This is a genomic window from Nonomuraea sp. NPDC026600 (assembly GCF_040638335.1).
GTDB lineage: Bacteria > Actinomycetota > Actinomycetes > Streptosporangiales > Streptosporangiaceae > Nonomuraea.
Window position 1 is genome coordinate 352926 of record NZ_JBEZYD010000009.1, and the last position, 20481, is coordinate 373406.

At 69.9% G+C, this 20481-nt stretch carries 16 protein-coding genes; 10 read left to right on the plus strand and 6 right to left on the minus strand.

Annotated elements, in window-relative coordinates:
• The first annotated feature begins 33 nt into the window (after positions 1–33).
• On the plus strand, positions 34–987 hold the full coding sequence (locus tag AB0F17_RS23385) for a superoxide dismutase (RefSeq protein WP_358026168.1): 954 nt from the start codon (positions 34–36) through the stop codon (positions 985–987).
• Positions 988–1040: 53 nt separating this feature from the next.
• On the opposite strand, the gene AB0F17_RS23390 is transcribed toward AB0F17_RS23385, so the two are convergent.
• Both AB0F17_RS23390 and AB0F17_RS23395 read right to left on the minus strand, forming a co-directional pair.
• Positions 1041–2030 (minus strand): carboxylesterase family protein, encoded by a 990-nt coding sequence (locus AB0F17_RS23390; RefSeq protein ID WP_358026170.1) that lies wholly within the window; start codon positions 2028–2030, stop codon positions 1041–1043.
• Positions 1976–2494 carry a carboxylesterase family protein gene (locus tag AB0F17_RS23395; RefSeq protein WP_358026171.1) on the minus strand — a complete coding sequence of 173 codons (519 nt, stop codon included), beginning with the start codon at positions 2492–2494 and terminating at the stop codon, positions 1976–1978. Before AB0F17_RS23395 ends, AB0F17_RS23390 begins: the two co-directional genes overlap by 55 nt.
• Positions 2495–2584: 90 nt before the next feature.
• On the opposite strand from AB0F17_RS23395, the gene AB0F17_RS23400 reads away from it, so the two are divergent.
• From AB0F17_RS23400 to AB0F17_RS23415, 4 genes are all read left to right on the plus strand, one after another.
• Positions 2585–4474 carry a hypothetical protein gene (locus AB0F17_RS23400; RefSeq protein WP_358026173.1) on the plus strand — a complete coding sequence of 630 codons (1890 nt, stop codon included), beginning with the start codon at positions 2585–2587 and terminating at the stop codon, positions 4472–4474.
• Between the two features lie 112 nt (positions 4475–4586).
• Entirely contained in the window at positions 4587–6032 is a 1446-nt protein-coding gene (locus AB0F17_RS23405; protein WP_358026175.1) for an MFS transporter, read from the plus strand.
• Between the two features lie 121 nt (positions 6033–6153).
• Entirely contained in the window at positions 6154–6462 is a 309-nt protein-coding gene (locus tag AB0F17_RS23410) for a cupin (RefSeq protein ID WP_358026177.1), read from the plus strand.
• A 132-nt stretch (positions 6463–6594) separates the two neighbouring features.
• Complete coding sequence (locus tag AB0F17_RS23415; RefSeq protein ID WP_358026179.1) at positions 6595–6894, plus strand: helix-turn-helix transcriptional regulator; 300 nt, start codon at positions 6595–6597, stop codon at positions 6892–6894.
• A 169-nt stretch (positions 6895–7063) separates the two neighbouring features.
• Here AB0F17_RS23415 and AB0F17_RS23420 read toward each other — a convergent pair whose 3' ends face one another.
• Genes AB0F17_RS23420 through AB0F17_RS23430 form a run of 3 tightly spaced genes read right to left on the minus strand, consistent with a single transcriptional unit; the run spans position 7064 to position 10156 of the window.
• Positions 7064–7894 (minus strand): carbohydrate ABC transporter permease, encoded by an 831-nt coding sequence (locus tag AB0F17_RS23420; RefSeq protein WP_358026181.1) that lies wholly within the window; start codon positions 7892–7894, stop codon positions 7064–7066.
• A 1-nt stretch (position 7895) separates the two neighbouring features.
• Positions 7896–8930, minus strand: a complete 1035-nt coding sequence (locus AB0F17_RS23425; protein WP_358026183.1) for a sugar ABC transporter permease — start codon at positions 8928–8930, stop codon at positions 7896–7898.
• Positions 8930–10156, minus strand: a complete 1227-nt coding sequence (locus AB0F17_RS23430) for an extracellular solute-binding protein (protein ID WP_358026184.1) — start codon at positions 10154–10156, stop codon at positions 8930–8932. The genes AB0F17_RS23425 and AB0F17_RS23430 overlap by 1 nt, the downstream gene beginning before the upstream one ends.
• 137 nt (positions 10157–10293) lie before the next feature.
• Here AB0F17_RS23430 and AB0F17_RS23435 point away from each other — a divergent pair, with 137 nt between their 5' ends.
• Positions 10294–11511, plus strand: coding sequence for a transposase (locus tag AB0F17_RS23435; RefSeq protein WP_358026186.1), 1218 nt, complete (start codon positions 10294–10296; stop codon positions 11509–11511).
• 12 nt (positions 11512–11523) lie between these two features.
• Here AB0F17_RS23435 and AB0F17_RS23440 read toward each other — a convergent pair whose 3' ends face one another.
• Positions 11524–12537, minus strand: coding sequence for a LacI family DNA-binding transcriptional regulator (locus AB0F17_RS23440; RefSeq protein WP_358026188.1), 1014 nt, complete (start codon positions 12535–12537; stop codon positions 11524–11526).
• An 89-nt stretch (positions 12538–12626) separates the two neighbouring features.
• On the opposite strand from AB0F17_RS23440, the gene AB0F17_RS23445 reads away from it, so the two are divergent.
• The 4 genes from AB0F17_RS23445 to AB0F17_RS23460 all read left to right on the plus strand — a co-directional run.
• On the plus strand, positions 12627–14936 hold the full coding sequence (locus tag AB0F17_RS23445; RefSeq protein ID WP_358026190.1) for a glycogen debranching N-terminal domain-containing protein: 2310 nt from the start codon (positions 12627–12629) through the stop codon (positions 14934–14936).
• A gap of 159 nt (positions 14937–15095) precedes the next feature.
• Positions 15096–15278 carry a hypothetical protein gene (locus AB0F17_RS23450; protein ID WP_358026192.1) on the plus strand — a complete coding sequence of 61 codons (183 nt, stop codon included), beginning with the start codon at positions 15096–15098 and terminating at the stop codon, positions 15276–15278.
• Between the two features lie 385 nt (positions 15279–15663).
• Complete coding sequence (locus tag AB0F17_RS23455) at positions 15664–18765, plus strand: acyltransferase domain-containing protein (RefSeq protein ID WP_358026194.1); 3102 nt, start codon at positions 15664–15666, stop codon at positions 18763–18765.
• 32 nt (positions 18766–18797) lie between these two features.
• Positions 18798–20481 (plus strand): beta-ketoacyl synthase N-terminal-like domain-containing protein (locus AB0F17_RS23460; protein WP_358026196.1); only part of this gene is annotated, 1684 nt, incomplete at its 3' end.

Consider the following 20481-nt stretch of genomic DNA (forward strand, 5'->3'; position numbering starts at 1 on the left):
GCTCGGTTCGGGGGCGGGGGCATCGTGGGTCGCATGAGATCAGCGATCCTCACGACCGCACTCTGCGCCCTCCTCGTCACCGTGCCCGCCGCGCCCGCCTTGTCCGCGCCCGCTCTGTCCGGTACGCCCGCCCATGTCGCTACTTTGCCGGAGACGATCGCGCTCCCCAACGGCTTCCGGCCGGAGGGGATAGCGATCGGCAGCCGGCCCGTGGCCTACCTCGGCTCCCTGGCGAACGGCGACATCTACCGCGCCGACCTGCGCACCGGACAGGGCGCCGTCGTCAGCAAGGGCCCCGGCACTCCTTCGGTCGGCCTCAAGCTCGACTCGCGGAACCGCCTGTTCGTCTCCGGCGGCACCGCCGGGACCGCCCGGGTGATCGACGCCCGCACCGGAGCGGTGCTCAAGTCGTACACGCTGGCCACCGGGGCGTCGTTCGTCAACGACGTCGTGGTCACGCGAGACGCGGCCTGGTTCACCGACTCCACCAACCCCGTCCTGTACAAGCTGGCACTCGGCCGCCACGGCGCGCTGCCCGACCAGGCCGTCTCGGTCCCGCTCACCGGCGCCATCCAGTACACGACCGGCAACAACGCCAACGGCATCGCCCCGACCCCCGACCGCAAGGGCCTGCTCATCGTCCAGTCCAACGTCGGCAAACTCTTCAGGGCCGACCCCGCCACCGGCGTCACCACGGAGGTGAACCTGGGCGGCGAGTCACTGGTCAACGGCGACGGCCTGCTGCTGGACGGCCGGACGCTGTACGCGGTGCAGAACCGGCTCAACACCGTCACCGTCATCCGGCTCAACGCCGACGGATCCTCCGGGCAGGTCGTGAACCGGCTGACGGACCCGCGCTTCGACGTCCCCACCACCGTGGCGTCGTTCGGCAACCGGCTCTACCTGCCCAACGCCCGCTTCACCACGACCCCGACCCCCGACACGCCGTACGCGGTGAACGCGATCCCAGCACCACACGACCACTGACCTGACCGGGCCTGCTCAGTCCGGGGCTGTCGGTGCGTCAGGCCCTGGCGCGTTCAGATGAGGCCGTCAAGGCGCCACCAGGTGCCTGAGGGCCAGGTGCGGCCGTCCCAGGCGCGGCGCTCGAGTGGGCGCGGATCGGGCTCGACCCGGCTCCGGCCGGAGTCGAAGATCATGGTCTGGCGGTGCGCGGTGTCGTAGGGTGCCCAGCTGGGCGTGGCGCCGCTGGCGAAGCGCCCCCAGGTGTCATGCAGCTCCGCCGACAACGCCCGGTCGGCGGCCTCGGTGAGCGGGACCGACCGCCAGATCATCGGCCCATCCGCGCCGTGCCCGCCGCGCAGCAGCCTGCCCAGGTGCGTCGTGGCGGGCACCCCGGCGAAGGGCCCGTCGTAGCGAGAGCGCCACACCGGAGCGTGCCGCGCCTGCGCCTCGGCCAGCCGGGTGGTGGGGATGCCGTACCGCTCGTCACCGAGGACGGCCAGACCGAGCGCCGTGTCGTCGAGCTTCGGCCGACTCTCGCGGTACGCGGCCAGCATCATGTCCGCCTCGCCCGCCCCGAACAGCTCGGCCAGCACCCGCGGCGCCTGCGCGGCCGTACTGGCGTCCATCATCTGGAAGGTGCCGCCCTCGTTCCCGCAGGTCTGCGCGAGCAGCGGGATACCGGCGGCGGCACCAGCGGCGATGGCGTCGATGGGCCGCCCGGACAGCACGGTCCCGTCGATGACGGGCCGCCAGACCCAGAGCGCCCGTACCCCGGTGGCGATGGCGTCCTGCGCCGCGACCATCTCGGTAGCGGGCACCTCGCGCACCCGGTCGGCACCCACGCCGAGCTCCCGCAGGAACCGCCCGGCCACGGCCTTGGCCTGCGCCTCGGTGGCTACATGATCACCGCCGCCACTGCTGGACGCGGCCCGGTGGATCAGCCCACGGGTGAGCGGGGTGGCCAGCAGATTGGCCACACTCTTGGCGCCGGCGGACAACCCGTACAAGGTCACCCGCTCGGGATCCCCACCGAACGCGGCGATGTTCTCCCGTACCCACCGCAACGCCTGAACCTGATCGAGCAGCCCCGACACCCCGGAGGAGCCGCCGATGTCGAGAACCCCAGGCTGCCCAGCCGGTAGTTGAAGCTCACCGCGACAAGATCATGGCTACGCACGAAATCCGCGCCGTCGCCGTACATGTCAACACCGCTGCCGGTGAGATAGCCACCCCCATGCACCCAGACCAGCACCGGCCGCAACCGCCCGTCGGGGGGAGGCGCCGCCACGTTCGCGTACAGGCAGTCCTCGTCCATGACCGGCACCGGCATGCCCGGCAGGACGGACTGCATGGCCGCGTTCCCCGGCTCAGTGGCATCCCGCACGCCCTGCCAGGGCACCGGAGGTTGCGGCGGCCGCAACCGGAGCTCACCCACGGGGGGAGCGGCATAGGGGATCCCCTGCCAGATGAGCACATCCCCGAGATCGACGCCACGGACCGTACCGGCACGAGTCGCAACAATGGTCACGCCGACCTTCATAGCAGGCCCCCGGCGAGAGAGTAAGGTAGTGATCTTCGGCTGGGCGCGAGCCGCCGGAGCCCTCAAAGGCATACACCCATGAAGCATCTCGTCCAGACGCCCGCCGGCCTTCGCCTCGACGAAGCGCTGAAGAACCTGGCCACCACCTTCCGCGGCATGACCGCCCACCCCGACGAGCACAACTGCGAGTGCCACTGGGGCAGCGCCGAAGACCTCGCCCGTCTGAAGGCGCCGGACGCGTGGCTGAGCCTCGACCTCCTGAGGCGCACCTGGTGGGCCCCCGACTGGGACGACCATGGATCGGTGCTGCGCCGCATCCTGCCTCAGCTGGCGTCCGACCTCGTCGACGGTTACGTGGAGCCGTTATCCGGCATAGAAGAGGTCGGCCGCTCCTTCGCCCGCGGTCAGTGGCAGCAATGGCCCGCGGAGCAGGTCGCGGCGGTCTGGGCATTCCTGCACGCGTGGTGGACGTACAGCCTCACCACATCCGACATCGCCGTACCCGCGCACGAGGTGCTCGTGGTGTGCGCCGAGGCGTCCGGCACGCTCGACCCGTGGCTGGCCACTTGGGAGGCGCTGGCCCACCCGGTGGCCGACCAGCGGCTGGCTGAAGCGGTGGCCCGATGGGAGTCCGACCTGCTGGGGGACCGGCTCCCCTGGAACGCCTGGGACGATGAGGAGGACAAGCTCGCCACATTGTCCGCCTGGCTGGTCCGCCATGCCCCCGCGCGTCTGCAGCGCCGGCCGTTCCTGCAACCCCGCCGACCCATGCGCAGGTGGTATATACGGGTGATGAACGAGCCGGACGCTGAAGTGGTTCAGCCCGCGATGCTCGTACGTCCCGTGGATCCCACCCGCTACGGAGGTGTGGTCCGGCCGGACAAGACGGTGCGGTGGGCGGCGGACGAGCTTGAGCTGGTCAGGCAGCTGCGGGGGCGATCCTCGGATACGTGGCCCTCGCCGGCCGCCTTACCCAAGTCGCTGGACCAACTCGCCGAGTGGCTGACCGAGCTGGGATGGGACGATCTCGCCTGCCTGGCTCGCCGGGAAGAACTGGCGGTCTATCGGACATTGTCCGCCGTCCAACCGGGCTTGTTCGGTGACAAGATCGTCCACGCCCTGGCCGCGTTACGCCGCGGCCTCATGGACTGCAAGCGGTATGAGGAAGCACTCGAGGTTGTCGAGGAGCTCCTGCGGCTGTCGGAAACCAACCGATCTGCCCAGGCAAAGGCCCCGGATGTGCGCTACTGGCGAACGGAGCTCCTCGCCAGGCTCGGCCGCGACCAGGAGGCGGTGGAGTCAGCGGCCGAGGTGGTGACCGAGACCCGTGGCCGACTGGAGCACGCTGGGGCCACGTCGGCCGGCTTTGAGCTCATCCACGCGCTGACGGCCTATGCGGATCACCTGGACAAGGGCGGCCGCGTCGCCGAAGCCGCCGAGGTGAGCGCCGAGGTCATGGCGGCTTGGTGGCGAAAGGCCGGCTCGACGGTTCAGTTCCTCCTGACGCTGGACCTGTGCAGCGAACGGCTCGTCCGGAGCGGGCAGACCGAACAGGCGCGCGCGTGCATCGTCGAGGCGATGCGAAAGATGCGGCGCCGAAAGCGTGACACCGACCAGGCAAGGGTCTGGCACAACCTCGGCGTCCGCCTGCTCGCGCTGGAGGTGCCGGAAGCAGCGCTCACCGCTCTCGAGGATGCGGTACGGCTCTACCGCGACAGGGCGCGCGCTCACCAGGAGCGGCACCGGAAGCTGCTGGCGAAGGACGACTGGGACGACGATCAGCGCTACTCCGAGGCGTACCTGCGCGGGCGGCGACGTGAGGAGCTGAAGTCCTCGCGGAAGGAGGTCCGCCGAGCCGAGCAGGACCTGCACGACGTGCTGCTCACCCTGAGTGCCTGCCTGCGGCGGCTCGACCGCGTCGACGAGGCGGCGGCGGCCGACGCCGAAGCCGCCATCCTCCCCGGCTAGGGGAACTACTCCCGGAGTTGTAGTCCGGTCCGTCGTTGATCCCGAGGTGGTAGCGGCAGATGACTCCGCTTGTACGACGCCCCTGAGCAGTCGCTGGACGACGATTGCGGTCATGAGAACCCGTCAGTACATCCACAGGCCGGGGCTCACCCTCGCCGTGGTGGCCGTCGTGCAGTTCACGGTGTCGCTGGACCTGTCGGTCGTGAACGTCGGACTCCCGCAGATCGCCGCCGGCCTCGGCTTCAGTGCGGTGGGCCTGACCTGGGTGATCCACGCCTACGCTCTCACCTTCGGCGGGCTGCTCCTGCTGGGCGGCAAGGCCGCCGACCGCTACGGCCGCAAGCGGGTCCTGCTGCTCGGGCTCGGCCTGTTCGGCCTCGCCTCTCTCGTCGGCGGCCTCGCCCAGGTACCCGGCCATCTTGTCGCCGCCCGAGCCGCCCAGGGCATCGGAGCCGCCGCGCTGGCTCCGGCCGCGCTGGCGCTGCTGACCGAGACGTTCCCCACGGGCAAGGCGCGTGTCCGGGCGTTCGGCGTATGGAGCGCGATGAACGCCGCAGGAGGCGCCCTCGGCGTCCTGATGGGCGGCGTGCTCACCGAGTACGTCAGCTGGCGCTGGGTGATGTTCGTGAACGTGCCGATCGTCACGTTCGCGCTGGCCCTGGCCTGGCGCGGCATCGCCGCCGGTCCGCCGACCGCTCGCGGCGGCCGTCCGGACGTGCTCGGCGCCGTCCTGGCCACGGCGGGCATGACCCTGCTGGTGTTCGGCGTCGTCCGCACCGATCAGTACGCGTGGACTTCGCCGGTCACCCTGACGACCCTGGCGGTCGCCGCCGTACTGCTGGCCGCGTTCCTCTACGTCGAGCGGACCACCACTCGCGAACCGCTCATCCGGCTCGGCCTGTTCGCCAACCGCTCGGTCGCCGGCGCGAACGCCTACAACCTCCTGGTCGGTGCGGCCATGGCCGCGTCCTTCTATTTCATGTCCCTCTACCTCCAACGCGTCCTGGGGACGGGGCCGGCGCTGACCGGGATCATGTTCCTGCCGTTCGCGCTCGGCGTGGTCGCCGGTGCCGTGCTCGCCGTCAAACTCGGCTACCGTCTCGCTCCCCGGACCCTTCTGGTCATCGGCGGGCTCCTGACCGCGACCGGGTTCGCCTGGTTCGGCCTGATCAGCCCCGACGGCGCCTTCATCACCGACGTCCTGGGGCCCTCGATCATCGCCAGTGTCGGTTTCGGGCTCTGCCTCGGGCCGGTGGTCTCCATCGCCACCGGCGGCGTCGCCCCCCACGAGACCGGAACCGCCTCCGGCCTGCTCAACAGCTCACGCCAGATCGGCGCCTCACTCGGACTCGCCGTCCTCGGCACCGCGGCCCACCACCGCACCGGCCCGATCGCCACACCCGAGACCCTCACCGACGGATACGCGCTCGGCCTGACCCTCGGCGCCGCGCTTCTCGCCGCCGCTGCCCTCATCGCCCTCACCGTCCTGCGCCGGACCAGCCCACCGTCACGGGCTGAGCAGAGCGACGACCGCGAGCTGCTCCCCGCCCGGGATTGACCAGCGAGTTGGAACATCACCGAAGGAAGGTCGTTTCGGCATGACTGTCACCTCGATCGAGCTCTTGGCGTCCTCCATCCGCCTTCACCAAGGCGGCAAGATTCACGCCGGGAAACGAACTATGGACTCCGACCAGGACGGCTGGCAGCTGAGGGCCTTCCATGCGAAGACCAACGCCGATGTCCATGCCGACCACTGGGAGGTCCACCCCGAGGCCGAGGAAGTCGTGTCCTGCCTCATCGGGAAGATACGCCTCTACCTCCGTCCGGAGCGGGCGGGACAGGAGGAGGAAGAGATCAGGCTGATGGCCGGAACCGCTGCCATCGTCCCGCGCGGGCGGTGGCACCGCATCGAGCTGGACATCCCCAGCAACATCATGGTCGTCACCCTGCCGCGTGGTAGCCGGCTGGAGAAACGGACCGAAACCTAGGCCAGACCCCTCGCTCAGCCAGGAAGATGAGGAAACGGCGGTCTTCCACGTCGGCGGCCGAGGTCGAACGAGCTGTGCGAGCCATACATCGGTGCATCGCCGAGGGTCACACGGCGGATGAGGATGAGTGACATGAGCGAGCGCAAGGCATGGACCGACAAGCGCGCCGAAATCATGAGCCGTCCGGGCGCCGGAGCCGCCTACGAAGCCGTTCGGATCCGCTTCGAACTGGGCGAGGCCGTACGGCTGCGCCGTGAAGAGCTCGGCTTGACACAGTCGGAGCTGGCCGAGCGAGCAGGTCTCCAGCAGCCGGGGGTGGCCCGGTTCGAAGCGGGCGGCACCATGCCGACCATCCCCATGCTGGAACGCCTCGCCGAAGCCCTCGGACTACGTCTCAGCGTCCAGTTCCAGCCCCTTCGTGAAGCAAGCTGACGAATGACCACCCAGATGGTGCCCGTGCGCGTGTAACGGCGCCCGGCCATGTGCGGGCTCAGCGGCCATATTCCTGGAGGCCCTGAGCCCTGTGCGGTGGGGGTGGCTGTGCCGTACAAGAAGAAGAAGGGTTTGCCCTTTTTGATAAAAGGGGTTTGCTCTTGTTCCGTTAGCCCTTGTCGCTGCCCTCGTTGGCGCCGCGGACGAATCTGCGCTGGAAGATCACGAAAATCACCGCCACCGGAATCGTCGCCAGCAGCGCCGCCCCCAGCTTGAGCGGGTACTGCGTGCCGCCCCCCAGCGACCCGCTGACCAGATCGGCCAGCCCTCGCGGCAGCGTGAACAGGGCCGGGTCCTGGACGGCCACCAGCGTGTGGGGGAACTCGTTCCACGATCCCTGGAACGAGATGATCGTCAGCGTGATCAGCGCCGGCCGCGCCATCGGCAGCACCACCGACCAGAACGTGCGGAACGCGCCCGCACCGTCGATCCGCGCCGCCTCCTCCACCCCCGCCGGGATCGAGTCGAAGAACTGCTTCATGATGAACACGCCCGCCGCGTCCACGATCACCGGCAGGATCAACGCCAGATAGCTGTCATACATCCCCAACTGGTTGAGGACCAGAAATTTCGGGATAAAGAGGACGACGCCTGGCACGGCCATCACCGCGATGACCGCCCCGAACAGCGCCGACCGCCCCCGGAACCGCAGCCTGGACAGCGCGTACCCGGCCAGCGAGTCCAGGAACACCCGCCCGACCGTCAGCACGACCGTCACCAGCAGCGAGTTGCCCAGCCACACCGGCAGGTCGGTACCGGTGAACACCCGCTCGAACCCCGCCAGCGTCCCCGGGTGCGGGATGGGCGACAGCGGAGAGGCGGCCGCGTCCGGCTCGGTCTTGAAGGAGTTCGCGATCTGGATGACGAACGGGTAGATGAACACCAGCGCGAAGAAGATCAGGATCGCGTAGCCGGTGAAGGTGCTCGCGAGCTTGCGCACCTCAGACCTTCCTCTCCCGCATCACCCGGCGCTGGAACAGCGTGAGCAGCACGATGATGAGGAACAGCACGAACGAGATCGCCGTCCCCGCGCCATAGTCGAAGTCCCGGAACGCCGTCCGATACGACAGGAACGCCGGGGTCAGCGTGGTCTTGGCCGGAGCGCCCTGGCTCATGACGTAGATCTGGTCGAACACCTGCCAGGTCCCGATCAGCCCGAGCGTCAGCACCAGGAACATCGTCGGCTTGAGCATCGGCAGCGTCACATACCGGAAGCGCTGCCACCGCCCGGCCCCGTCGAGCACGGCCGCCTCCTCCAGCGTCACCGGGATGTCCTGCAACGCCGCCAGGAACATCAGCATGAACGTCCCCGACGTCGTCCACACGACCAGCGCGATGATCGCGCACATCGCCACGCTCGGCCCCGACAGCCACTCCCACCACGACAGGCCGAACGGCCCCGCCCCGGCCAGCGCCGCCGGTGGCGTGTCCATGCCGAGCAGCAGGTGGATCACCCCTCTGGCATCGGAGAACCACTGCGGTCCCTGGATGCCGAAGAAGCCGAGCAGCTGCGAGAGCGCGCCCGAGTTGCTGAAGATGAACAGGAACACCACGCTGATCGCCACCGAGCTGGTGACCGACGGGAAGTAGAACGCGCTCCTGAAGAACGACTTGCCCTTGAGCAGGCGGCTGTTCACGATCAGGGCCAGGCCCAGCGCCAGCGCCGTCTGCAGCGGTACGACGATCGCCACGTAGTAGGCGTTGTTCCTGATGCTGATCATGAAGTTCTCGCGGGCCAGGTCGTCCCGGGTGAAGAGCCGGCTGTAGTTGTCCAGCCCGACGAACGGCACGCCGCTGCTGAACGGGCTGCCCTGGCCGTTCCACGAGGTAAGGCTGACCCACATCGCCATCAGGATCGGCAGCAGCAGGAACAACCCGAGGATCACCACGACCGGCGCGACGAACAGCCACCCCGTCACGTCGTCCCTGACCCGGCCGCGCCGCAGCGATCCGCGGGGCGGCGATCTGCGGGGCATCAGTCGCCCAGTGTGGACTGCGTGTTCTTCTGCAGCCTGGCCAGCAGCGCCTTCGGGTCCTGCGTGGTGAGCTGCTGGAGGCCGGCGTCGAAGTCGGCCAGGACGCTGTCCATCTTGGCGGCGTTCACCGGGCCCTGGGCGTAGGCGGCGCCGTCCACGAACGCCGTGTCCATGGGGAACTCCTTGACGTAGGCGTCCTTGGCCGACTGCCGCGACGGCATCACGCCGAACGCCTTGGCGAACGTGAGCTGCTGGTCGGCCTTGGTCATCGCCTCGACGAAGGCGATCGCCGCCGTCTTGTTGGTGCTCTTGGCCGCGATGCCCCAGCAGTTCGTGAACGACAGCGTGCCCTGCTTGGCCCCGGCGGGCAGCGGGTGGGCCGTGTACTGGATGTCCGGGTAGTCGGCCTTCAGCGCGCCCTTGATCCAGTTGCCCTCGATCGTCATCGCGGCCTTGGCCTTGCCGAACGCCTCGCCGGGCCACGACGCGCCGAGCTGCTTGGGGTATTCGGCCAGCTTGTCCTTGAGCAGCGTCTTGACGTACTCCAGGGCCTTGAGGTTCTCGGGGCTGTCGCCGGTGGCCTGCTTGCCGTCGGCGCTGGTGATCCAGCCGCCCGCCTGCACCATGAACGCGCCGATCCGGTCGCGGGTGTCGCCGAGCGCCAGCGGGGTGATGCCCTTGGCCTTGAGCTTGCCGGCCACGGCGGTGAGCTGTTCCCAGGTGGTCGGCACGTCGGACGCCGCCAGACCCGCCTTCTTCCACAGTCCGTCGTTGACGATCAGCGCCAGCGTGGAGAAGTCCTTCGGCGCGCAGTAGAACTTGCCGTCCCGGGTGAAGGTGGTGCGCAGGCTCGGATAGAAGTCGTCCGGGTTCGAGATCTTGTCGCCGTACGGCTCCAGCGCGCCGACGCTGGCGTAGTCGGCGAACCGCGAGGCGTCCACGTAGAAGACGTCGGGCGGGGTGCCGCCCGCGAACGCCTGGCCGAGCTGCTGGTGGATGTCCTGCGCCGGGGTGACCGTGGCCTGGTTGCCGCTCGCTTTCGCCCACGCGTCCGCAGCCTGCTTGACCGCGGCCGTCTCCGGGTCGCCGGAGGAGGCGATGAGGATCCGCAGCGAGACGGGGCCGCTGCTCTGCGGCGCGGCCGCCGGCTTGTCCTCGAAACCACTGCCGCAGGCGGTCGCGGCCATCGCCAGTACGGCCAGCGCCGCCAGGGGGAGATGTTTCATCTGAATTGTGGCGCGGAGACCTGGTCCTTCAGGGCCGGGAGGAAGCGCCACCCCTCCTTTCGAAAACAGTATGGAAAGACTCGGCTACTATCGGTAATGTGTGCGGTGGGTGATGGCGCTGTGACAGAAGGTGTGTGATGGCGATCCGCCGCTCCACCACCAAACGCCACGGCCTGCCCACGATCGTGCAGTTGCGGCTCACGCCCGCTCCGGCCCAGGCCGACGCGCTGGCCGCGGCGGTGCAGGTGTGCAACCAAGCGGCCACCGTCGTGTCCCGGCTGGCCTGGCAACACCGCACCTTCACCGTGGTGGAACTGCACCGGCTGGCTTATTACGAGGTGCGGGCGCAGGTGGCCGGGCTCGGCGCGCAGGCGGCCGTGCGGGCGATCGCCCGGGTCGCCGGCGCCTACGCCAACCGGCGCGCCACCAAGAAACGCGCGCACATCTTCCGGCCGCACGGCGCCGTCCCCTACGACGCCCGGCTGCTGAGCTGGAATCGTGACGCCCGCACCGTGTCGCTGTGGACCCCCACCGGCCGCGTCACCGCCCCCTACACCGGCCGACCCGAAGACCTCAAAGCCGTCGATACGCTGCCGGTGGGGGAAGCCGATCTGATCTGCCGGCGCGGGGTGTGGCTGCTGCAGGTCACCCTCACCCTCCCCAAGCCGGCGATACGCGAGCCGGTCGGCGGCTTCGTCGGGGTGGATCAAGGAGTGGCCAACCTGGCGGTCACCAGCGACGGCGCGGTGCTGCCCGGCCCCGCGTTGGCCGGCCCGATCGGCGGCAACGGCCACGTCCGCACCCTGCGGGAACGGCGGCATCGCCAGCGCCGCCGGTTGCAGAAGAAGGGCACGTCGGCGGCGCGGCGGGTGTCCGGGCGTGAGCATCGGATGATGACCGACCTCAACCACCAGATCAGTAAGTTTGTGGTGCGTGAAGCCGAACGCACCGGTCGTGGTGTCGCCCTGGAGGATCTCCGGGGCATCCGCGGTCGGGTCAGGGCTCACCGGCTCCAGCGACGCACCCTGCACAGCTGGGCGTTCGCCCAGCAGATCATGTTCACCCGCTACAAGGCCGCCCGGACGGGGGTCGCCTTCATCCTGGTCGACCCCGCCTACACCTCGCAGGCCTGTCCGGAGTGCGGGTGCGTGACCAGGGCGAATCGGCCGGCGCGGGGCCGGTTCGTCTGCACCGGGTGTGGCCTCGCTGGGCACGCCGACCACATCGCGGCCCGCAACATCGCCACACGCGGCGCTGCGGGCTGGGCTGCCATCAACCAGCCACACGCTACCGGCCTCCCTTCAGCCAGACGGGACCGCGAGAGCAAACCACCGGCTTCAACCGGTGGTAGTTGATCGCGTTTCCTTTCACGCTGTGCGCCGGATGACCAGGGAGGGTTCGAGCAGGACGTGATCCGGCTTGTCCGGGCTGTCGTTGTCGAGGAGCCGGGTCAATACGCGGACGCAGCGCGTGGCGGCGTCCGACAGCGGCTGGCTGAGGCTGGTCAGGCCGATCGCGGCGGCCACGGGCGTGTCGTCGAACCCGATCACGGGCACCGGCCCGGCCTGCAACGCACCTAGGGCGACGGAGTCGCTCACGCACACCAGGGCGGTGGCGCCGGCGGCGATCAGCTCTCTCGCCGCCGCCTCACCCTCGGCTGCCGACCCGTCCGTCCGCTGTTCCAGCGCGCCCGCTTCGCCGATCTTCGCGTCTTTCACGCTCGATGTACGCGCTGTCAGGCCCGCGTCTATGAGCGCCCGAGCCCATCCGCTCCTACGGTCGTCACCGACACCGGAGCCCTCGGGCCAGCCGATGAACCCGATCCGCCGGTGACCCGCGCCGAGCAGGTGCCGGGTGGCGGCGGCTGTCCCCGCCGCGCCGTCCACGTCCACCCACGGATGGGCGCCGCCCTCCGGCATGCCCCACGGCCGCCCGAACGTGACGAACGCCAGCTCCCGCTCAGCCAGCCACGAGGTACGCACATCGCCGTGATGCGTGCTGGTCAGCACGAACGCATCCGGTTCGTAGGCCCCCAGCAGGTCGTCGAACGTGGCGATCTCCGACCGGTCGTCGTCGGCCGTGTAAAGGATCACCCGATATCCCGCCTTGGCCGCCGAGCCGGTCAGCCCGTGCAGGAACCGGTCGAACACGTTCATGCCATCCTGTGTCGGCTCGATCCGCACGGCCAGCAGCCGCGACCGGCCGGTCCGCATGCGCCGTGCCGCCTGGTTCACCCGGTAGCCGAGCTCCTCGACCGCCTGCCGTACGCGCTCACGGGTCTCCTCGCGGACGAGGTCGGGGGAGTTCAGCACGTTCGAGACGGTCTGCCGGGAGACGCTGGCGCGCCGCGCGACGTCGGCGATCGTCACCTTTTCTGGCATTATGTCGCTTTCTAATGGTTTGAACGTTCAAACGGAGGTATGGCAGGATTGGATCGTTCAAGTAAACGGAGTGTTACGCACTATCTCCCTTGGACGATTCACCTGTCAAGATTTGGGGGCCGCTCGTGCTCGACCAAGCCACGCACCGCCTGCAACCGTTGCTGCACGATCTCGTCAGCACCGTCCTGGCACCGACGACCGCGCTGAGCGGCACCGACGGGCAGATCAGGACGGCCGGCGTTCAGGGTCTGTTCCATGCGGACGCGCGGGCATTGTCCCAGGTCAAGCTGACCGTGGACGGCTGGGAACCGGAGGCCGTGGGGCACGCCGCGCAGGCCGCGGGCCGTACCAGATTCGTGTCGCTGGTCCGCCGGCTGGGCGACCCGATCGCGGACCCCACGGTCCGCGTCGACCGTACCCGCGAGGTCGCCCCCGGACGGATGGCGGAGCTCATCGAGATCGCCTCCACCGCGACCCGCCCCGTGACGGCCACCGTCACAGTGGACCTGAGCTGCGACTTCGCCCCGATCGAGCTGGTGAAGTCCGGCGGCACCGCCTCACCGGCCACTGCCTCGCTCGTCCCGTCCGCTGACGGCGAGGCACTGGAGTGGCGATCCGGCCGCATCCGGGTGCGGGTGACCGGCGAGAACGCGACGGTGGAGCCGCACCCCGAGGGGCACGGCCCACTGGGCGACGGCGGCTCTCCTACGGGCGGCGATGGTGGCTCTTCCCGCGCGGTCGGCGGGCGGCTGCGGTGGGAGATCTCGCTCGCGCCCGGCGAGCGCGTCACGCTGCGGTGGGCCGCCGTGATCGACGACCCGGACGCGGTGGTCACCGCGCCGTCCAAGCCGCTGGAGTGGAGCGTCCCCGAGGTGACGGCCGACGACACCCGGCTCGTACGGCTGGCGGCGCGCTCGCTCGAAGACCTGCGCTCCCTCAGACTGGCCGAGACCGGGGAGCCGGGGGAGACGTTCCTGGGCGCGGGGGTGCCGTGGTTCCTGACGCTGTTCGGGCGCGACAGTCTCTGGGCCGCCAGGATGCTGCTGCCTTTGGGCACCGACCTGGCGGCGAGCACCCTCCGCGTACTGGCCAGACGGCAGGGCACCCGCGTCGACCCGGCCACCGGCGAGGCGCCCGGCAAGATCTTGCACGAGCTGCGCCGCCACGAGCACGGCGGCGGCGGGCTGCGGCTGCCCGCCGCCTACTACGGCACCATCGACGCCACCCCGCTCTGGATCGGCCTGCTGTACGACGCCTGGCGCTGGGGCATGCCCGCCGCCCAGGTCGAGCCCCTGCTCCCGGCCCTGGAGGCGGCGCTCGGCTGGCTCGGCGACCACGCCGACCCGGATGGGGACGGCTTCCTGGAGTACATCGACCTGACCGGCCACGGCCTGGCCAACCAGGGGTGGAAAGACTCGGGCGACGCCGTCCGCTTCCACGACGGCCGCCAGGCGGAACCGCCCATCGCGCTGGCCGAGGTCCAGGGGTACGCCTGCGCCGCCGCCCACCAGGGGGCCGCGCTGCTGACGGCGTTCGGCCGCACGGGCGCTGAGCGGTGGCTGGACTACGCGGGCACGATGGCCGACCGCTTCCGCGCCCACTTCTGGGTCACCCACCCCGCGTCGGCCACAGATAAGGGGAGCGGCCAGTCCGCGTCGGCCGCAGGTGGCGAGAGCGGTCATCCCGCGTCGGTCGTCGGCGTGCACGGCCTTGCCGCGTCGGTCGCCAGTCGTGAGGGCGGCTATCCCGCGCTGGCCCTCGACCGCGACAAGCGGCCGGTCGACTCGCTGACCAGCAACATCGGTCACCTGCTCGGCACGGGACTGCTGTCGGCGGGGGAGGAGGCGAGGGTGGCGGAGCTGCTCGGCACCCCGGCGATGTCCGGCGCCTTCGGGCTCCGGACGATGGCGGCTGACGACGGCGCGTTCAGCCCGCTGTCCTACCACTGCGGGTCCGTCTGGTCGCACGACACCGCGATCGTCATCGCGGGCCTGGCCAGGACCGGTAACCACCGGCTGGCGGCGGACCTGGCGCAGGGCCTGCTGGCGGCGGCGGAGGGCTTCGACTACCGCCTGCCCGAACTCCACGCCGGCGACGACCGGGACACGGTCGGCCGCCCGGTGGCCTACCCGGCGGCCTGCCGTCCCCAGGCGTGGTCGGCCGCCGCCGCCGTGACACTGCTGCACGCGGCTGTGGGCCTGTACCCGGACGTACCGGGCGGCAAGGTGCTGCTGCGTCCACTCGCGGGAGCCCCGCTCGGCGCGGTCACGGTGCGTGGCTTGAGAGTGGCGGGCGCCGACGTCACGGTGTCGATCGACCGCTCAGGCAGAGCCGAGGTAACGGGCCTCCCACCCGGTCTGTCGGTCGAGGTCGTGGACGGGCCGCACGTTCTGGGCTGATGGGTCTGTGGGGTGGGCGTCCGGTGGGGTGGTGAGGGCGGTCAGGACCAGCGAGGCGACCGTGGAAGGGCGGAGGCACTGGCGATCGTCCAGGCCGGATGGCGACGCCCGGCTCCGTGGCCGGCCAGCCCCCTGCGGCTGGCCGGCCACGGAGACAGCATGAAACGCGAACGACGCCACCCCGCCGAGGTCGCCGGCGACCGCCTACGGCATGACCTGGAAAAATGGCCGGACTTCTGCCAAAATCCCGGCCGGGACAAGGCCAGCGGGATCCGTTTCCTCCTGCAGCGGGAATCTCTGCCGATATGGCGGATTTCGGGCGTGCTAATTACCGTTAATTAAGACGACCGATGACAAGTCCTGTGACCGCTTATAGCACTCTGTAGTCACGGTGGCTCGAACGGTGAGGCGCGGCGTGGCCCATAGGGCGGGCGAGTCTGCGAGTGGCCGGGCATCTTCGCAGGTCAGTGGATAGGTAGAGGTAGCTCCGGGCGGTGGATGGAAGTTCGCGGATATTACCTCCTTTTTCGCGTGCGCGTAAGAAGTGTGGGCAGTTGCGGATCTCACATCGCAGGGCTTTAGTGATCGCCGAAATCACTTGCGGCGCGGGTAACGGTTTTGCTTAGTATGGGCGCGATGTTGTCCCGCCGGGGCGGGATATGTCGCTCGAATTCATGGCCTTGAGGGGGACCACTCTCTGGTGACTGGTTACGGGGGACAGGGCCAGGTGGCGGTTGTTGGTATGGCCTGCCGCCTTCCAAGAGCAAGAGATGTGGCAGCGTTCTGGAAGCTGCTACACGATGGTGTGGACGCTGTGGCGGACATGCCGGGCGAACGGTGGGACGCGGAGCCGGGCTTCGCCAACGCGCCGGCGTACACGCGGCGGGGGGGCTGGCTGGACCACGTCGACCGGTTCGACGCGGACTTCTTCGGCATCTCGGCCCGACAGGCCGCAACCATGGACCCGCGCCAGCGGCTGCTCCTCGAACTGAGCTGGGAAGCGCTGGAGGACGCCCGGGTGGTGCCCGAACGGTGCCAGGGCAGCCGTACCGGCGTCTTCATCGGGGCGATGTGGGACGACTACGCCGCGCTCGCCCAGCGGTACGCCGCAGGAGCCAGGTCGCCGTACGCGATGAGTGGTCTGCACCGCGCGGTGCTCGCGAACCGGATCTCCCACGTTCTCCGGTTACGGGGCCCCAGCCTGGTAGTGGACACGGGACAGTCGTCGTCGCTGGTCGCCGTCCATCTCGCGGCCGAGAGCCTGCTGCGTGGTGAATGTGACGTGGCTCTGGTGGGCGGGGCGAACCTGGTGCTCGATCCGGGCAGCGGTGCCACGTCGGCGGCGTTCGGCGGGCTGTCGCCCAGTGGCCGGTCCGCCACCTTCGACGCCGAGGCCGACGGATACGCGCGTGGCGAGGGCGGCGGAGTGGTCGTGCTCAAGCCACTTGAGGCGGCGCTCGCCGACGGTGACCGGATCCACTGTGTGATCCTCGGCAGCGCGGTCAACAACGACGGCGGGGGTGAGACGCTCACCACCCCCGACCAGGAGGGGCAGGAGGACGTCATCCGGCGGGCGCACGCCTCGGCCGGGGCCCGGGCCGCCGATGTGCAGCATGTCGAGTTGCACGGCACCGGAACCTTCGTGGGCGACCCCGTAGAAGCCATGGCGTTGGGGGCGGTCTTCGGCCGAGGTGATCCCGCCGCGTTACGGGTCGGGTCGGTCAAGACCGGCATCGGGCATCTCGAAGGAGCCGCCGGGATAGCGGGCCTGATCAAGACGGTCCTGTGCATCAGGAACAGGCAGCTTGTTCCCAGTCTCCACTTCGAGCGTCCCAACCCCCGTATCCCGCTGGAAGAACTTGGGTTACGCGTCCAGACCGAGACGGGGCCGTGGCCGGAGCCGGACCGTCCGCTGATGGCGGGGGTGAGCTCGTTCGGGATGGGAGGTACGAACTGTCATCTCGTCCTCGCGGAACCGCCCGCTCCCGACCCCCGACCGCCAGATCCCCAGCCCGACGCGGCCGCGGCGTCCCGGCCGATTCCGTGGGCACTGTCAGGGCGGAGCCGAGAAGCGCTCCGCGACCAGGCACGACGACTTCTCGACCAGCTGCGCGAGCACCCGGCTCGCGACCTCGACATCGGCTTCTCCCTCGCCACGACACGGACCGCCTTCGACCGCAGGGCCGTACTTCTCTCCACCGACCGCGCCGGGTTCGAGCGCGGACTCGCCGCCCTTGCCGCCGGACAGCCCGCCCCGGGCCTCGTGGAAGGCGGCACCGGACCCCGAGACAGGGTCGCGTTCATGTTCCCGGGGCAGGGATCGCAGTGGACGGGTATGGCCGTGCCCCTCCTGGAGACCTCGCCGGTCTTCCGCGAGCAAATGAGCGAGTGCGCCGACGCCTTCGCGCCCTACCTCGACCGACCGTTGCTGGACGCCCTCGACGACCCGGCCACGCTGAAGCGCTCCGATCTTGTGCAGCCCGTGCTGTTCGCGGTGATGGTGTCACTCGCCGCCCTGTGGGAGTCCTATGGGGTAAGGCCATCGGCGGTCGTCGGGCACAGCCAGGGAGAGGTCGCCGCCGCCTACATCGCGGGCGCGCTCACTCTGCCTGACGCCGCGCGCATCGTCGCCCTGCGCAGCCGGCTGCTGATGAGACTCGCCCATCGTGGCGGGATGCTCTCGATCGTGCTCCCGGTCGAGGAGGTCGTGAACCATCTGCCCGATGGCCTGACGATCGCCGCCGTGAACGGGCCCGGCTCGACCGTGGTGTCAGGCGACCTCGACGCGCTCGTGGCTCTGGGGGAGCGATACGACGCGGAGGGGGTGCGCGCGCGCCGGGTGGCGATCGACTACGCCTCGCACTCGCACCAAGTCGAGGCCATCCGCGCGGAGATGCTGGAGGCACTGGCACCGGTCCGTCCTGTCGCCACCCGGGTGCCGTTCCACTCGACGGTCACGGGGGGCCCGTTGGCCGGTGAGGAGTTGACCACCGAGTACTGGTACCGGAACTTGCGGTGTGAGGTCCGCTTCGCCCCAGCCGTACGGACGATCGACTGTGGGGTTCTCGTCGAGGTGAGCCCGAACCCGGTCCTCACCGGAGGGGTGCGGGACACCGTGCCGGAGGCGGCGGTACTGGGAACGCTGCGCCGGAGTGAGGGTGGGCTGGACCGATTCCTCACCTCGCTGTCCGAGGTGTATGCCGCCGGGTCCACGGTCGCCTGGGATCGGTACTTCGCGGGGACCGGCGCCCGGGTGGTCGACCTGCCCACCTACGCGTTTCAGCGGCAACGGCACTGGCTGGACACGAGCGAGCGCGTCGCGGATCTGCCCGCGAAGGAGCGGGACGAGGTCACACGGGCTGTGGACGAGGCGCCACCGGATCCCGTCGAGCTGGTGCGGAGGCAGGTGGCGACGTTGCTCGGGCACCACGACCCGGGCGCGGCGGACATGACGCCGACGTTCGCGGAACTCGGGTTCGACTCGCCGCTGATGGTTGAGCTGAGCAGCCGGCTCGCCGCCGCCACCGGGCTGCGGCTGCCGGTCACCGTCGTGTTCAACCACCCCACCCCCGCGCTCCTGGCCGAGCGCCTGCGCGCGGAACTGCGGCCGCCCGACCCTCTGAGCACGATGCTCGACCGGCTGACCGAGACGCTCAAGAATCCACCTGCCGACGCGGCGGAGCGTGCGGAGATCGCTGCCCGTATGGCGGCGCTGGCCGGCCAGGTGGCGGCGTGGGCGGAGGCGCCCTCGGCGGACGGGGTCGCCGGGCGGCTGCGGACGGCTTCGGTGGACGAACTTCTCAGCTTTATCGATGGGGAACTCGGATGACGCATGGCGGGACAGATTCGGGGAGCGGGCGGATGACGGACAACGACCAGCTGGTGGAGTACTTGCGGCGGGTGACCGTCGAACTGCACGAGACACGGCAGCGTCTGCGGGAGGCGGAGGAGCGCGACCGCGAGCCGATCGCGATCGTGGGGATGGCGTGCCGGTATCCGGGTGGGGTGGCCTCGCCTGAGGATCTGTGGGAGCTCGTGGCTTCGGGTGGGGATGCCATCGGGGATTTTCCGACCGACCGGGGTTGGGATCTGGGGGCGTTGTTCGGCCCGGATCCGGATCGGGCGGGGACGAGTTATGCGCGTGCGGGCGGGTTCTTGTACGACGCTGCTGAGTTTGATGCTGGGTTTTTCGGGATTTCGCCGCGTGAGGCGTTGGCGATGGATCCGCAGCAGCGGTTGTTGCTGGAGACGTCGTGGGAGGCGTTCGAGCGGGCCGGGATCGATCCACGTGCGTTGCGTGGCACCCGTACGGGCGTTTACGTCGGTGCCGTCGCGCAGGACTACGCCGCTCCACTGCATGCCGCGCCGGAGGGGTTCGAAGGCCACATGCTGACGGGGACGACGCCGAGCGTCGCGTCGGGCCGTGTGGCGTACACGCTCGGCCTGGAGGGGCCGGCCGTGACGATCGACACCGCCTGTTCGTCGTCGTTGGTGGCGTTGCATCTGGCGGCGCAGGCGCTGCGCGCGGGTGAGTGCACGCTGGCGCTGGCAGGGGGCGTCACCGTGATGGCGAATCCGGGGATGTTCGTGGAGTTCAGTCGTCAGCGGGGGTTGGCGGTGGATGGCCGGTGTAAGTCGTTCGCGGAGGCGGCGGATGGTACGGGCTGGTCTGAGGGTGTCGGGGTTTTGGTGGTGGAGCGGCTTTCGGATGCTCGTCGGCTGGGGCATCGGGTGTTGGCCGTGGTGCGTGGTAGCGCCGTCAACCAGGATGGCGCCTCCAACGGGCTCACCGCTCCGAACGGTCCCTCGCAGCAGCGGGTCATCCGGCGCGCGCTGGCTGATGCGCGCCTTGCTCCCGGCGACGTCGATGTGGTGGAGGCGCATGGGACTGGCACGTCGTTGGGTGATCCGATTGAGGCGCAGGCGCTGATCGCAGCCTACGGGCAGGGTCGGGAGCGGCCGTTGTGGTTGGGGTCGGTGAAGTCGAATATTGGTCATTCGCAGGCGGCGGCGGGGGTTGCCGGGGTGATCAAGATGGTGCAGGCGATGCGGCACGGCACGCTGCCGGCGACGTTGCATGTGGATGAGCCGTCGTCGCATGTGGACTGGTCGGCCGGCGCGGTGGAGTTGGTGACCGAGCGGCAGCCTTGGTCGGCGGCCGATCGGCCGAGGCGGGCGGGGGTGTCGTCGTTCGGGGTCAGTGGCACCAACGCGCACGTGATCCTTGAGCACGCACCTGCCTCGGATGTGGTGACGGCGGAAGAGCCCGATCTGGTGCCGCTGGTTCTGTCGGCGCGCGATGACTCGGCGCTGCGGGCGCTCGCAGCGAAGCTGGTGCCCGTTGTGGAGGCGCAGGGTCCGGCTCGAGTGGCGGCCGGGCTGGCTCGCCGGTCGGTGTTCGAGCACCGGGCCGTCGTGCTGAACGGCGTCGAGGGGATGCGGGCCCTGGCTGAGGGTCGTGAGGGGTTGGGTGTGGTGCGGGGTGTGGTGGGGGGTGATGGGCGTGTGGTGTTGGTGTTTCCGGGTCAGGGGTCGCAGTGGGTGG

Coding starts and splice junctions, on each gene's coding strand:
- AB0F17_RS23385 (WP_358026168.1), top strand. CDS start 34: ATGAGATCAGCGATCCTCACGACCGCACTCTGCGCCCTCCTCGTCACC.
- AB0F17_RS23400 (WP_358026173.1), top strand. CDS start 2,585: ATGAAGCATCTCGTCCAGACGCCCGCCGGCCTTCGCCTCGACGAAGCG.
- AB0F17_RS23405 (WP_358026175.1), top strand. CDS start 4,587: ATGAGAACCCGTCAGTACATCCACAGGCCGGGGCTCACCCTCGCCGTG.
- AB0F17_RS23410 (WP_358026177.1), top strand. CDS start 6,154: ATGGACTCCGACCAGGACGGCTGGCAGCTGAGGGCCTTCCATGCGAAG.
- AB0F17_RS23415 (WP_358026179.1), top strand. CDS start 6,595: ATGAGCGAGCGCAAGGCATGGACCGACAAGCGCGCCGAAATCATGAGC.
- AB0F17_RS23425 (WP_358026183.1), bottom strand. CDS start 8,930: ATGCCCCGCAGATCGCCGCCCCGCGGATCGCTGCGGCGCGGCCGGGTC.
- AB0F17_RS23430 (WP_358026184.1), bottom strand. CDS start 10,156: ATGAAACATCTCCCCCTGGCGGCGCTGGCCGTACTGGCGATGGCCGCG.
- AB0F17_RS23435 (WP_358026186.1), top strand. CDS start 10,294: ATGGCGATCCGCCGCTCCACCACCAAACGCCACGGCCTGCCCACGATC.
- AB0F17_RS23440 (WP_358026188.1), bottom strand. CDS start 12,537: ATGCCAGAAAAGGTGACGATCGCCGACGTCGCGCGGCGCGCCAGCGTC.
- AB0F17_RS23450 (WP_358026192.1), top strand. CDS start 15,096: ATGAAACGCGAACGACGCCACCCCGCCGAGGTCGCCGGCGACCGCCTA.